At 62.3% G+C, this 13,609-nt stretch carries 13 protein-coding genes; 7 read left to right on the forward strand and 6 right to left on the reverse strand.

Translation table 11 applies throughout. From position 1 onward, the window contains the following. Positions 1 to 77: 77 nt before the first annotated feature. The 3 genes from GC125_RS03120 (at position 78) to GC125_RS03130 (ending at position 4,112) form a co-directional block, all read left to right on the forward strand. Entirely contained in the window at positions 78 to 1,376 is a 1,299-nt protein-coding gene (locus tag GC125_RS03120; protein WP_151983997.1) for a DUF2793 domain-containing protein, read from the forward strand. A gap of 146 nt (positions 1,377 to 1,522) precedes the next feature. Beyond that, positions 1,523 to 3,373, forward strand: coding sequence for a glycosyltransferase family 4 protein (locus tag GC125_RS03125; protein ID WP_151983998.1), 1,851 nt, complete (start codon positions 1,523 to 1,525; stop codon positions 3,371 to 3,373). After that, positions 3,357 to 4,112, forward strand: coding sequence for a glycosyltransferase family A protein (locus GC125_RS03130; protein ID WP_151983999.1), 756 nt, complete (start codon positions 3,357 to 3,359; stop codon positions 4,110 to 4,112). Before GC125_RS03125 ends, GC125_RS03130 begins: the two co-directional genes overlap by 17 nt. A 9-nt stretch (positions 4,113 to 4,121) precedes the next feature. Here the strand turns inward: GC125_RS03130 and GC125_RS03135 are convergent, their stop codons facing one another. Together GC125_RS03135 and GC125_RS03140 are read right to left on the reverse strand one after the other, a co-directional pair. Continuing rightward, the gene (locus GC125_RS03135) at positions 4,122 to 4,511 is read right to left on the reverse strand and encodes an RNA-binding S4 domain-containing protein (protein ID WP_151984000.1); all 390 of its coding nucleotides are present in this window, start codon (positions 4,509 to 4,511) and stop codon (positions 4,122 to 4,124) included. Positions 4,512 to 4,520: 9 nt separating this feature from the next. After that, positions 4,521 to 7,580: a helicase-related protein gene (locus GC125_RS03140; RefSeq protein ID WP_151987486.1), complete on the reverse strand. Its 3,060-nt coding sequence runs from the start codon at positions 7,578 to 7,580 to the stop codon at positions 4,521 to 4,523. A gap of 112 nt (positions 7,581 to 7,692) precedes the next feature. Here GC125_RS03140 and GC125_RS19905 point away from each other — a divergent pair, with 112 nt between their 5' ends. Further along, a complete protein-coding gene (locus tag GC125_RS19905) occupies positions 7,693 to 7,863 on the forward strand; it encodes a hypothetical protein (RefSeq protein WP_199864414.1) in 171 nt (56 codons plus the stop codon). 142 nt (positions 7,864 to 8,005) lie between these two features. Here GC125_RS19905 and GC125_RS03145 read toward each other — a convergent pair whose 3' ends face one another. After that, positions 8,006 to 8,266, reverse strand: coding sequence for a membrane lipoprotein lipid attachment site-containing protein (locus GC125_RS03145; RefSeq protein ID WP_151984001.1), 261 nt, complete (start codon positions 8,264 to 8,266; stop codon positions 8,006 to 8,008). A gap of 88 nt (positions 8,267 to 8,354) precedes the next feature. After that, positions 8,355 to 9,212 carry an alpha/beta fold hydrolase gene (locus GC125_RS03150; RefSeq protein ID WP_199864415.1) on the reverse strand — a complete coding sequence of 286 codons (858 nt, stop codon included), beginning with the start codon at positions 9,210 to 9,212 and terminating at the stop codon, positions 8,355 to 8,357. Positions 9,213 to 9,409: 197 nt separating this feature from the next. Between GC125_RS03150 and GC125_RS03155 the strand changes: the two genes are divergently transcribed. Further along, positions 9,410 to 9,973 (forward strand): methyltransferase family protein, encoded by a 564-nt coding sequence (locus tag GC125_RS03155; RefSeq protein ID WP_151984003.1) that lies wholly within the window; start codon positions 9,410 to 9,412, stop codon positions 9,971 to 9,973. Here the strand turns inward: GC125_RS03155 and GC125_RS03160 are convergent. After that, positions 9,922 to 10,860, reverse strand: a complete 939-nt coding sequence (locus GC125_RS03160; RefSeq protein WP_151984004.1) for a LysR family transcriptional regulator — start codon at positions 10,858 to 10,860, stop codon at positions 9,922 to 9,924. The genes GC125_RS03155 and GC125_RS03160 overlap by 52 nt on opposite strands. Positions 10,861 to 10,992: 132 nt before the next feature. Between GC125_RS03160 and GC125_RS03165 the strand changes: the two genes are divergently transcribed. Together GC125_RS03165 and GC125_RS03170 are read left to right on the forward strand one after the other, a co-directional pair. Continuing rightward, positions 10,993 to 11,943, forward strand: a complete 951-nt coding sequence (locus tag GC125_RS03165; RefSeq protein ID WP_151984005.1) for a VOC family protein — start codon at positions 10,993 to 10,995, stop codon at positions 11,941 to 11,943. Continuing rightward, positions 11,940 to 12,560 (forward strand): alpha/beta hydrolase, encoded by a 621-nt coding sequence (locus GC125_RS03170; protein ID WP_151984006.1) that lies wholly within the window; start codon positions 11,940 to 11,942, stop codon positions 12,558 to 12,560. Before GC125_RS03165 ends, GC125_RS03170 begins: the two co-directional genes overlap by 4 nt. Before the next feature lie 5 nt (positions 12,561 to 12,565). Here GC125_RS03170 and GC125_RS03175 read toward each other — a convergent pair whose 3' ends face one another. Continuing rightward, positions 12,566 to 13,600, reverse strand: a complete 1,035-nt coding sequence (locus GC125_RS03175) for a YihY/virulence factor BrkB family protein (protein ID WP_286165342.1) — start codon at positions 13,598 to 13,600, stop codon at positions 12,566 to 12,568. Between the last annotated feature and the right edge of the window lie 9 nt (positions 13,601 to 13,609).

Below are 13,609 nucleotides of genomic sequence, written 5' to 3' on the forward strand. Positions count from 1 at the left end.
CCCTATATTATTATGGCTCAAGCGCAGAAACATGTCACTCATAACGAAGCTCTACTTATGATCGACGTGCTCATCAGATGAGCGTTCAAAGCAGAGCGGTGAGTGAACCTCCGGCAGAACTTGCGGACGGAACGCGCTTCATCGTGCCGGAGGCGGCTGCCGGCGCCTGGATCGGCCAACACGCCAAGATTGCAGCCTGGCAGGATGGCGGATGGCGGTTCTATCAACCGGTGGAAGGCTGGATCGCGTTCTGCGCGGATGAAAACCAGCTTCTCGTTTTCCACGAGGAGGCTTGGCAAATCCTGAGATCGACCAGCGGCTTTGCTGAGCGTCTGGGGATCAACGCCACGGCTGAGGCGCCCAACCGCCTGGCGCTTGCCGGAGATGCGTCGCTCTTCAACCATGAAGGGGGCGGTCATCAGGTGAAGATCAACAAGGCGGCAGCGACCGACACGGCCAGTATCCTCTATCAGACCGACTTCTCGGGCCGTGCCGAGTTAGGGCTGACGGGCGACGACGATTTCCATTTGAAGGTTTCCGCCGACGGCGAGACCTTCATCGAGGCCATGGTCGTTCAATCGGCCACCGGCATTGCGTCATTCCCCTCCGGCATTGCTGGCGTACGCGAGCGGCTCGTGGCTCCGCGCACCTTGTTCGTATCGACGACGGGGTCCGACGCGGCGGATGGACTGGGCCCCGACACGGCCTTCGCGACACTGCAGCGGGCGGTGGATGCAGCGCACATGCTCGATTGCATGACCTTCGACGTCACGATCCAACTTGCGGGGGGAACGCATCAGGGCGCCGTGGTGCTGCGTCCTCTCGTTGGCGGTGGGTTGCTTCGCATCCAAGGCGACGACGATGATCCGTTCTCCGTTGTCGTCTCGTCGGGCATCCTTGCCGGTGGCGGCGCCCGCGTTTCCGTGTCGGGAGTGCGCTTCGTGATGGCATTGCCCTGGATGAGCGCGGTCGCTGTTCAGGAAGGCGCGATGCTGACGCTTGGCGCGGTGGATTTCGGCCCTTGCGGTGCGAACGGATCGCACATCGCAGGAACCGGCTTCGGGCAGATCAACTTTCTGGGCGACTATACGATCTCCGGCGGCGCGCTGAGGCACTTCAACCTCTCCGGCCATCTGATGGTGACTAGCAACAACCAGACGGTGACGCTGGTCGACGATCCCGCTTTCATCGAGGAGTTCGCTTTCGTCTCGAACGGAGCGGTGCTGTCCTTGTGGAACGCGACTTTTTCGGGTTCTGCGACGGGGCGGCGCTACACCGCGACGACCAACGGCACGATCAGTCTCTTCGGCGGCGGCGAAGCGTTTTTGCCGGGAAATGCCGCCGGGATCGTCAATGCAGGAGGAATTCTCGCTTAGACCTCGGCGAAATTAAGCGAGAATCGACGTTCAGGGCTCTCTGGGACGTCGTCTGCTTGCGTGTCGTCCACGTCCGTGCATGGATGTGAACCTCAAATCCGCATGGCTCGTGTGGGCGCGCGCGGTCAGTCTCGAGTAAACTGTGCATGACCCGATCCTGGGCTCCGGTGCGTTTCGTCCGGCAGAGGTTTACACAATCCCTCTGGCGGCAAGTCGTTGGCTTTTCCGGGTATTTCGATCGCGACTGGTATTTGCTCGCCTATCCCGATGTGTTGCGCACTGGTCGGGATCCACTCGATCATTTTTTGAGGCATGGCTGCGAGGGACGCTCACCCGGACCGCGTTTCGATGCAGCCGCCTACCTCGCGCGTTACGAAGTGTCTGGAAATCCGCTCGTTCATTATCTGGTGCACGGCCGCCGCAAGGGTTTTGAGGTTCGGCCCACTGCACCGAGCGAGGCCGATCGGGTCATCGCGTGCGGTTTCTTCGATCCGGACTTCTATCTGGAGACCTATCCGGACGTTCGGCGGGCAAATTATCCGCCCCTTCTTCACTACATGCTGCACGGTGCGTTGGAAGGTCGCTCGCCGGGGCCGGATTTCGATGCGCAGTGGTATCTCATGCGCAATCCCGACATCGTCGGAATGCATCCTCTGCTGCATTACATTGATTATGGCCGTTTCGAAGGGCGTAAACCGCGTCGCCCCGAGAATGCATTGCGCGTTGCACGAGAGGCCGTCGCGGGCGTCGAGGATCTCGACGTCGCACTCTACGGCGCGGACTACTTCGCGCATGCGGATTTTCTGGAGGTAGTGGATGGAGCGGCGCACAACCGGCTCGAACGGGCTCTGACGGCTCTCGTCGACCAGATCGACCATGTGCCCGAGCGGATCGTGTTTATGCCGTGGCTCGTGCGCGGGGGGGCCGAACGCGTCGCGGCCCATGCGGTGCGTGCGATGGCCGAGCGGCTTGGATCGAAGAAGGTTCTCGTCGTTCTGGTCGACTATGACTTGGAGAGTGCCTGCGATCTGATTGCGCCGGACATACCGGTTCTGTCGTTCTCGCGGATCGATCCGGATCTCTCGCATGACGAGCGGGTGCGGTTGGTCGAGCTGCTGGTGCGAGGGTTTCGTCCCGAGGCGATTCTCAATGTGAACAGCCGGGCCTGCTGGGACGCGATTTTGCGGCGAGGGCGGGTGCTTGCACGGTATACGCGGCTCTACGGGGCGCTTTTCTGTGCGGATTTCACGCCGGATGGCCGGCGTGCCGGCTACAGCGATCTCTATCTCCGCGACTGCTTGGCTCAGCTCTCGGGTGTCTATTTCGACAACGCCGCACATAGAGACGAGATGATCCAATCGCTTGGAATTCCAGACGCGCTTGCATCCCGGCTCGTCGTCGCGCGCCAGCCTGCGCCGCCGGCTCGGGTGTTGCCGCGAAGCAAAACGACCGAGCGGCAAAGGGTCATCTGGGCAAGTCGGTTGAGCCGTCAGAAGAACATCCCGCTTTTGCTTGCGATCGCTCGGGCCTTGCCCGAGATGGATTTCGAGATTTTCGGCAAGGGTGACGCGGAGCATGAGGCGATGGTGGCGGGCGCCGAAGGCGACATATCCAGTCTTCGCTATCACGGTGCGTTCGAGGATTTCTCAGTGCTGCCGCTAACGGATGCGGATGTGTTTCTCTACACGTCCTATTGGGACGGCTTGCCCAACATACTGCTGGAAGCGGGGGCCTGCGGGCTGCCTGTGATCGCGCCGAATGTCGGAGGGATCAATGAGCTGATCGACGACGACACCGGTTACCTCGTCGACGATCCTGAAGCTCTGGAAGGCTTCGTTTCGGTGTTGCGTTCGATAACGCAGAATCCGGCTGAAGCTCGGCGACGCGCCGGGCGGTTGCGCAAGCGCATCGCGGACGAGCACAGCTGGGCCGGATATATCCGCGTGCTGGAAGCGGAGCCGAGCAAAGGAGGGCTTCTGCATGTCGGTGGCGCCTGACATCACCGCGGTGCTCAACGCCCATCGCGAGGGGTTGCTCGCCCATGCCTCGCTCACCAGCATGAAACGGGCAATCGCCGCCGCCGACGAGGCAGGAATCCGAGTCGAAATCCTCTGCGTGCTCGACCGCGGCGACGAGCTCACGCGCTCCGTCGTCCAAGGAGGGCTTGGAAAGGACGATCGCCTGCTCGAGGTGGCCTATGGGGATCTCGGGCGGTCTCGCAACACTGCCGTTGCGGAGGCGCGCGGCACGCACATCGCCTTTCTCGACGCCGACGATTTCTGGGGGACGAACTGGCTGGTGCGCGCTTTTGCGGAAGCGAAAAAGCGTTCCGATCCGATCGTCTGGCACCCGGAAGTCTGCGCCTTCTTCGATGCGACCAAGCACATTCTGCACCATGTGGACATGGAATCGTCGGCCTACAGGCCAGTGGTGCTGATGGATCAGAACTACTGGACGGCTCTGAGTTTCGCCCGGCGGAGCATCTACCTGGACACGCCTTACCCGCCGTCGGATATTCCCGGTGGCGTCGGGTTCGAAGACTGGGCCTGGAACAAGATGACCATCTGCAAAGGTGTGCTGCACAAGATCGTGCCGAACACCGGCCACGTCATACGACGGCGGAACTTTTCGCTTTCGCATATGACGGTCGCATCGCAGGCGGTGCCGCACTCGATGGGCTATCTGCGTCATCTCGTCGAAAGCAGGCAACGTTCGCCGAAGCCCAAGGAGCGCTGACCCGTCACGTCAGTCGCCCGAGCCGTCCCGCCAGACATCCATCTTCCGGCGCTCGCGCTTTGTCGGTCGGCCCGTTCCCGGCTCCCGGATGGGCGCCAATGCAGTGGGCAAGCTGTCGGCAGACTTCTCCACGATGGGCGTAAGGTCCTCGTACAAGGTCCGTGCCTCTTCGGCCGGGCCTCGACGTATGCCGGGTGCGCTGATCTTCAGAATGCGCACGGTTCGGTCGAGCGTGATCGTCAAAGTGTCGCCGAGGCGAACCTGATGGCTCGCCTGGTCGATCTTGTCGCCATTGACCCGGATGCGTCCGTTCTGTGCCAGCTTGGCAGCCAGCGTCCGTGACTTGACCACACGCGCGAAGAACAACCACTTGTCGATGCGCTGGCGGTCTTCGGTCATCGGCGTGTGCTACTTCCCGAGCTTGTCCTTGAGAGCTGCGAGCTTGGCGAAGGGCGAGTCCGGATCGATCGGACGCTCCTTGCGGGGAGGCCGCGCGGCCATGGGTGCCGGACGTTCTGCGTCCTTAGGCTTACGGTGCCCTCCAGGGTGACCGCCGCGCTTGTCCTTGCCCTTGTCGCCTGGCCTTTGATTATCCCGACGACGATGCTGCTGATGGTCGCGTGCGGGCTGTTCGCCGGCTGCGGGCGTCGCGCCTGCTTCGGCAGATCCACCGCCTGGACGGCGTCCACGGCCCTGCTTCTGGCGCTGCGGCCGCTGCGTCTCCGGCCGGTTGCCGGCCGGGCGCCAGAGCAGCACGGGCTTCGGCTGCTCTTCTTCGCTTGCTTCGGCGACAGTGGCTGGTTGCGCGGGCACATCTGCGGCAGGTGCGGGAGCTTCGGCTTCCGCCGTTGCCGGTGCGGGTGTCGGTTCGGACGCCGGCTCGTCGCTGGTCGCGGCGTCCTGCTCATCGTTCGCGGCGGACTGGGTCTCGGAGTCGGGCGTCGTTGCGGCTGGCGCCTCGGCGGCCGGCTCTTCGCTCGGCGCTTCCTGCTTGGCCAGATAGGCGGCAGCCTCTTCGGCGCTCACTTCATCGGCGCGGTAGCCGAGGCCCTTCAGGATTTCCTCGATGTCGCTGACCGTTGCGCCCAGGATCGACAGCATGGCGGGCGTCGTCGTGAAGCGGCGGCCGTCATAGGCGCCTTCCGGACGGCTGCCCGAGCCTAGCTTCCAGTTGAGAGCCGGTCGGATGAGGTCTGCCAGACGCTCGAGGATATCGATGCGCACCGCGCGCTTGCCGAGAAAGCGGAAACCGGCAAGCTTGTAGAAGTTACGCTCATATCCCGCCTCGGTCACGACGGATGTGCGCCCAGCAGCGAGTGCAGGGATCAGTTCGCCATAGCCCGGCTGGTCGATGCCGTCGTTTTTCAAAGCCCAGAGCAGCGTGATCAGTTCAGCAGGTGCCGGCTTCAGCAGGGCCGGCATGAAAATGTGATAGGCGCCGAAGCGCACACCGTAGCGGCGCAGTTGCGCACGGGCATCCTGGTCGAGCGCCTTGACGTCGTCGGCGACGTCGCGGCGGAAAAGCACGCCGAGCGCCTCGACCAGCTGGAAGGCCAGGCCCCGACCGAGACCGTCGATGTCCTCGGCGCGCGACAGATCGTCCAGCGGCTTTAGAACGGTGGCGATGTGATGCTGCACGAAGCGTTCGATGCGTGCCGCGACATGGGTGCGCGCCGTGCCGCTCAGATGATCATCGGCAAGTAACACGACACGGGGACGCAGCAGGTCATCGCCTGCGGTCAGACGGGCAATCGGTTCGCCAACCCAGCGCACGGTCGCATCGGAGCCGATTGCGAAGTCGCTGTTGCCGGCGGCATACAACCGCGCAGCGCGCGCTTCATATTCGATCGACAGAGCCTTCTGCGCGGCGCCCAGGACAGCCTTGGCGTCCGGCCCCTCGGCTTCGCTATCGGGGGTAAACCGAAAGCCGGCGAGTTGGCCGACAAGATGGCCCTCGACATAGACGTCGCCATCGACACTGATTTGAGCTTCGAGCATTGCATTTTCTCTCAGGCGCTTCATGAGAACGGATGTCCTGCGGTCAACGAAGCGTTTCGTCAACCTTTCGTGCAGAGCATCGGACAGACGATTCTCGATTTCACGAGTCTTTTCCTGCCAGTGTGTCGGATCGGCAAGCCAATCCGGGCGATGGGACACGTAGCTCCATGTCCGGATTTGCGACACGCGGGCCGATAAGGTGTCAATTTCGCCGTCGGTGTGATCGGCGCGGCGAACCTGCTCGGCCATAAAGTCTTCATTGACCGAGCCGAGCTGGACCAGATCAGAAAAGAGCGTCGCGATAAGGTCGGCGTGCTGTGCCGGCGCAATCCGGCGATAATCGGGCAGGGCACAGGCGTCCCACAGTCTGGCAACCCGCTCAGGCGTCGTCGCGAGGTCGCGGATTTCCGGATAATTCACCAGATAATCAAGCGCCTGTTGATCGACCGCCGGCAAGGCGCGCGTCAGACCCGGGGTCGGCGGAAGGCGGTCGAGCGATTGGCGCAGCGCCTGAAGGTTGGCAAAGTCCATATCTTTGCTGCGCCATTGCAGGATACGCACCGGATCGAAGACATGCGCCTCGATGCGCTCCACGGTTTCCTCGCCGAACGGATCGACCCGCCCCGTGACCCCGAATGTGCCATCGCGGACATGGCGCCCGGCGCGCCCGGCGATCTGACCGAGTTCGGCCGGGTTCAGAGGCCTGTACTGATAGCCGTCGAACTTGTGATCCTGGGCGAAGGCCACATGGTCGAGGTCGAGATTGAGGCCCATGCCGATGGCATCGGTCGCCACGAGGTAATCGACATCTCCATTCTGGTACAGCTCGACCTGCGCGTTGCGGGTTCTTGGGCTCAGTGCGCCGAGCACCACCGCGGCGCCGCCGCGCTGCCTGCGAATGAGTTCGGCGATCGCGTAGACTTCATCCGCCGAGAAGGCCACGACGGCCGAGCGTCGCGGCAGACGGGTGATCTTGCGCGCGCCGGCATATTGGAGCTGAGACAGGCGAGGGCGCTCCACCACCGTCAGCCCAGGCAGCAGCTTTTCCAGGATGCCGCGCACCGTGCTCGCACCAAGCAACAGCGTTTCGTCCGTTCCGCGCAAATGCAGGATGCGGTCGGTAAAAACGTGGCCGCGTTCGAGATCACCGGCGAGCTGTACTTCGTCGATGGCGACGAAGGCTGCGCTTGTGCGGCTCGGCATAGCTTCTACCGTGCAGACGGCGTAGCGCGCTTTCGGCGGTACGATTTTCTCCTCACCGGTGATCAGAGAAACGTTCTGCTCGCCGACGCGGGCCGCAATCCGCCCGTAGACCTCTCGCGCCAGGAGCCGCAGCGGCAGGCCGATCACGCCGCTGCCATGGGCGATCATGCGCTCGATCGCGTAATGCGTCTTGCCGGTGTTTGTCGGTCCCAGAACTGCCGTGACGCCTCGACCCGAGAAGAGGGGCGACTGGCTTTTCTCGGGCATCCGACGGTCGGATGTCACTGTTGAGCGGGGCAAGGCGTCCTTCCTGCCCGGACACGGACATAGGCTTGGCAACGCTTGATATGGGGCAGCTTGAAACCGAATGCGAGCGCGCGTGTTCGGTGCCTTGAAAAGACGAGGGATATGGGCGTTTGGAACAGGCGCGGAACGAAAGAGCGACGAATCGCTGACTCAACTGGATTCAGGTTTTGTTCGCCGCTACATCTATGCGTGGCGGCCGCTGGCCTATCTATATCGTGAATCTTTTGAAGCATTTGGTGCTTGATGCCATCCGCAAGAGAACATGCGGGCAAGGACTCTGAATCCTATGGGAGTCAAGCCATGGCTATGGAGATGATCGGCCAAGGCGTGAGGACGGGATCGGCCGCGAAAGCGCCCGATCCCGATGAGCGAACATTACGTCCTGATCAGTACCCGCGCGGGCAAGAGGCGACGTAGCGACGGCCGTAGCTGTCCCGATAGTAGCACTGGCCCGGCTGTTCCGAGGCGCGACCGATGAGGGCGCCGGCAGCGCCGCCAAGAGCCGCACCGACGATTGCGCCTTCAGTATCGCCAACGGCACCACCGACAGCACCGCCGGCGACGGCGCCGATGACGGCACCTTCCTGGGTCGGGGTGCAGGCGGCCAGTGCGGCAGTCATAAGGATTGCAGACAGGATCTTCTTCATTTTGGTTTTCTCCGAGCGTCCCACCGCAGAAGTAATTACGGCAAGCGCTTGTTCCGTCAAGGCGCAGGATGCGAGAGACTTTTGCCGGTCAGGCGCGACGACGGTTCAGACGCTCGGCCCGAAGCACGAGTTCGGCATCACGGGCGAAGGCGTTCAAAAGCGGATTGAACAGCTGAGGGGCGTGCCAAAATGCGGCATGCCCAGTCGCCGGGATGAGGTGAGAACGATCCCGCCACAGATTGGCGAAGGGGATCGTATCGAGATAGCTCAGCCGGACGAACGGATCGAGCACGCCGTTGACGAGCGCGATCGGCATCTCCGAGGTTTCCACCAGCCGACGCTGATCGGCCCCATGGCCGTGCATCAGGCTGCGCAGGAAATTGACGCGCAGTCGTCCGTCCGTGCGGGCAATCACCGCCAGAAACGCGGGGTCGAATTCGTCGCCGAAGCAAAGCTGCGCAAAACGCGTCACATCGCGCTCCGAGAAGTGACGCTTGGACGTCAGCAGAATATCGAAGCTCGGCTGGAACCCGCGCAGCAAGCCAAGGGGTCCGAGCGACACTGGAGGCGTGCCGGAAAGCATGAGCGCGACTGGAATGCTCGTGGTCGCAGCCATCTGCAGCGCGACGTGCCCACCAAGCGACCAGCCGAAGATGACCGCGCGGCTGATGCCGATCGACGACATTGCTTCGGTGATGACGCTTGCCATGCCCTTCAATGTGTACGTCTTGTCCGGCGTAGCTGCATCGGAGGAGAGACCGTGGCCGGGCAAATCGATCGCCACCAGCCTGTGATGACTGAGCAACGGGTCCGCGAACTGGCGATGGAACACGTCGATCGAACTGCCCGAACCGTGCAGCAGGACGATCGGCAAACCGTCGCCGCCGGTGTCGCGCACCCGCAGCGTTGCATCGTTTGTCGTCATCATCCGATCGGTTGGCGCCATGGCCATTGTCCCATTCATTAGCGTCCCATGTTGACACGAGGCCCTCTAGATTTCGTGTAGGGGAATGGTCAAAGAACCGTTAGCGCGACGGCATGTGAAGGTTGTGTTCAGAAAGCTGTGCTACTTCAGCATGTTGCGCTTGCCATGCGGGAAGGCCACGGTTAGCGTCCGCAAAACGCGCAAACTGATCGTTGAGCATGACCAGCCAGACCATCCTCGATATCGCCAGCATCATTCTTGGCCTGTTCGTCGTCGGCCAGTTCACCTGGGCGATGCGCTTTCATTTCACGACTGAAAAGATGGCGCTCGCTGCCAAACTGATATCCGTGATCAGCATCGCGATGATCGCGCTTTTCATCTATCTGCTGATGGCACGCGTCCAGCCGATAGCAGCCCACGGCGTCGGCATCCTGATGATGATCGGATCGTCGATGCTCTTTGTCAGCGCGATCCGCGCATCGAAGAAGGCGCGGCTCTGGTATGCCTTCGAAGGGCGCAGCCCGAGTACGCTCGTCACGGACGGCCCGTATCGCCATCTCCGTCACCCGTTCTACGTATCCTATCTCGTCCTGTGGTGCGGCTGGGCGCTCACGACGTTCTCCCTCGTCTCGGTCCTTCCGGTCATGATCATCGCGCTGGTGTACGTGCGTGCGGCAAAGGGCGAGGAGGCGACCATTGCCGCTTCGCCTCTGGCGCACGAGTATGCGGCCTACAAAAGGCGGGCTGGTTTCTTCTGGCCCAAGTTCGGCAGTTCCTCCTGATCGACGGCAACCGCGTCCTCGATAAAACGCGTGAATGCATCGACCTTCGCCGGTAGCCGCTCGTAGGGCGGATAGAACGCAGTCAGCCAGATCATTTCCGGCAGCCAACCGGGCAACACCTGCACCAGACGGCCATCGTCCAGCGCCTCGTCGATGATGAAGCGCGGCAGCAGCACGATGCCTTCGCCGGCCAGCGCCAGATCCGCCAGAAGCTCACCATTGTTGCAAGCGAGCTTCGAGGCGATGGTGATGTCGGCCTTTTCGTCGCCGCTCCGAAGTCGCCAGATCTGCGGATCGTTGGAATTCGAATAGGCGAGGCAATTGTGGTCAGCCAGGTCCTGCGGCCCGAGGGGGCTGCCACGCCTGGCGATATAGTCCGGCGACGCTGCGAGCACGCGGGGCACTTCGCAGATCTTGCGCCAGATGGTCGATCGATCGGCGGGCGGCCCCGAAATGCGCAGGGCCATGTCGTATTCGTCGCGCAGGATGTCGACGAAGCGATCCGTCAGGTCCATGGCCAGTGTGAGGTCCGGATAAAGAATGCGAAACCGCGCGATCGCATCGGGAAGAAACCGCATGCCGAACGACAGCGGCGCACTCACCTTCAGCGTTCCGCGCAAGGTGTGCTGTTCGTCGCGCACGGCTTCCGTCGCCTGGTCGATCTGACGAATGGCGATACGCATGCGATCGGCGTAGATGGCGCCCGGCGCGGTGAGCGCGACCTTGCGTGTCGTGCGCACGAGCAGCTGCACGCCGAGTTCTTCTTCCAGCTCAGCCACTTGCCGGGTGACCACCGAGCGCGACAGGTTCAGCGCCCGCGAGGCATCGGCAAAGCTGGAACGGTCCGCGACTGCCAGAAAGATGCGACTACGCTCGATATGCCCCAAGGCAGTTCCTCCTATTGTTCTGTTTTTGGCAACAGATAATGGCAGATTATCGTACTAGAAAAGATAGTGAAAGATCGCGACATTGGGTCCAACACGCGACATGCCCTTTGAGGGCAGAAAGGAAGAATTGCGATGTTGAACGAGATCAGAGGCCTGCACCACGTCACCTCGATGGCTGCGGATGCACGCGAGAACAACCGCTTCTTCACCGACACGCTCGGCCTGCGACGGGTCAAGAAGACCGTCAACTTCGACGCGCCGGATGTCTACCACCTGTACTATGGCGACGAAGTCGGCACGCCGGGCTCGGTCATGACGTATTTCCCGTTCCCGAACATCCGCCGCGGCCGTCCCGGCACGGGTGAAGTCGGCACGACTGTTTTCGCAGTTCCGCAGGGTGCGCTCCCATTCTGGAAAGAGCGGTTCCAGAAGCTGGGCGTCAGCGGTCTGAAGGAAGAGGAACTCTTCGGTGAGAAACGCCTGAATTTCGCCGGTCCCGATGGCGATGGCTTTGCGTTGGTGGAAACCGGCAATGATGACCGCCAGCCCTGGACCGGAAATGGCGTCGCCGACGACGTCGCCATCCGCGGCTTTCACTCGGCTGCCATGCGGCTGCGCGATGATGAAGCGACCGGCGAACTCCTGAAGTTTATGGGTTACAGCGAGATCGAAGCGCGTGACGGCGTGAAGCGGTTTGCGATCGATGGCGGCAACGGCGCGCACCGTATCGACATCGAAACCATGCCGAACATCGCCCATGCGGACCAGGGCGCCGGCTCGGTGCACCACATCGCCTTCGCGGTCGACAATCGCGACAGCCAGCTGGCGGTGCGCAAGGCGCTTATGGATACGGGATACCAGGTGACGCCGGTGATCGACCGCGATTACTTTTGGGCGATTTATTTCCGTACACCTGGCGGCGTTCTGTTCGAAGTGGCGACCAACGAACCGGGCTTCGAGCGTGACGAAGACCGGGCGCATCTCGGTGAAGCGCTGAAGCTGCCGCGCCAGCATACGCATCTGCGTCCGTATCTGGAAAACACGCTGCAGAAGCTCGACGGTGCAGCGGGAGCCGCTGCATGAGCCTGCAATCCTACCAGCATCGCATCCGGCCAGGCTCGCCGGGTGCGCCGATCCTCTTCGGGTTTCACGGCACGGGCGGAGACGAGAACCAGTTCTTCGATTTTGCCGCGCGGCTGATGCCGCAGGCTACGATCGTCTCTCCCCGCGGCGACGTGTCGGAAGGTGGCGCGCTGCGCTTCTTCCGTCGGCGCGCCGAGGGCCTCTACGACATGGAAGATCTCGCAGTTCGCAGTGCGGCGCTTGCAAGCTTCATCGCGGCCCACCGCGACGAAGCACAGGCGGGCGCCGTCTATGGCCTCGGCTATTCCAACGGTGCCAACATTCTCGCGGCCATGATGTTCGAGGACGGCACGCTGTTCGATGGGGCGGTGCTTATGCACCCGCTCATCCCGTGGAGCCCTGAGCCGAACTCGGATCTGAAGGGTCGCGACATCGTCATCACTGCCGGTCGGCGTGATCCGATCTGTCCACCGGCCCAGACGGAAGCGCTGGCCGCTTATCTCGTTTCCCAGCAGGCGCATGTCGACCTGCAGTGGCATGACGGCGGGCATGATATCCGTCCGAACGAAATCGGTGCAGCACAGGCGTTTGCGTCCCGCGTGGCATCGGCCGTCTGACGCTTTCAGGCAGGCCGTGCTTCACCAACGCTGTCGGCGACGACGGCCCCGCGCTCACCCATGCGAGCGCCGGGGCCGATGGTCGTGTCGTTGAGCGTCTGGTGTTCGATCTCGGCGTTCAGCTGGGCGCCGACCAGAAGGATGATGACGGATATCCAGGTCCAGGTCATGAAGCCTATGACCGCACCAAGCGAACCGTAGGTGGCGTTGTAGTCGGCAAAGTTCTGCAGATAGAACGAGAACGCCGCAGACGCAGAAATCCAGATGGCAGTGGCGAGAACCGATCCGGGGATCAGCCACCGCCATTTCGCCGGCCGACGGCTGGGGCCGAACCGGTATATCAGCGTGATGCCAATGGCGATGATGGTGAGAAGAGCAGGCCAGCGCAGCCACGCAATCATCAGGTCGGTCTGATTGGCGAGGCCGAAAAATGCGATGATGGCAGGCACCACGCCCACGGTGAAGATCAGCGCCATGGCGACCAACAATCCACCGATCGTAAAAACTGCCGACAGCAGGTTAAGCTGGATGAAGCCGCGCTTCTCCTTTTCGGCGTAGACGATGTTCATCGCGTCGAAGAGCGTCTTGATGCCGTTGTTCGCGCTCCACAGGGCAATCAACAGACCGAGGATGAAGCCGAAGCTCAATGCGCTCGCGTCCTGAGTTGCCAAGGCATCCAATTGGGATTCGATGATGTCGAGTCCACCAGCTGGCAGAAGCGAACCGAGGAAGGCGATGTGGTCTGCAACGCTGACCGGATTGGCGACGAGGCCATAGAGCGACACGAATGCTGCAAGGGCTGGAAAGAGCGCCAGCAGCAGATAGAACGTCGCGCCGGCTGCGACGAGCATGATGCGGTTGGCGCCGATGTTGTTCCAGATGCGCCAGGCGACATCGAGCCAGCCGTGCCGGGGCAATTGCATGGGATGATCGGCGCGACGTCCCCGCGATACGTGCTTGCCTTCGCCCCGTTCCTCGTCCTGCTTGGCCGCAGTGGACGCATCGACGATGCTGGTGCGTTCGTCGCCAAAATCGCTCACGCTGTTACC

It is taken from the genome of Rhizobium sp. EC-SD404 (genome assembly GCF_902498825.1).
Taxonomy (GTDB): Bacteria; Pseudomonadota; Alphaproteobacteria; order Rhizobiales; family Rhizobiaceae; genus Georhizobium.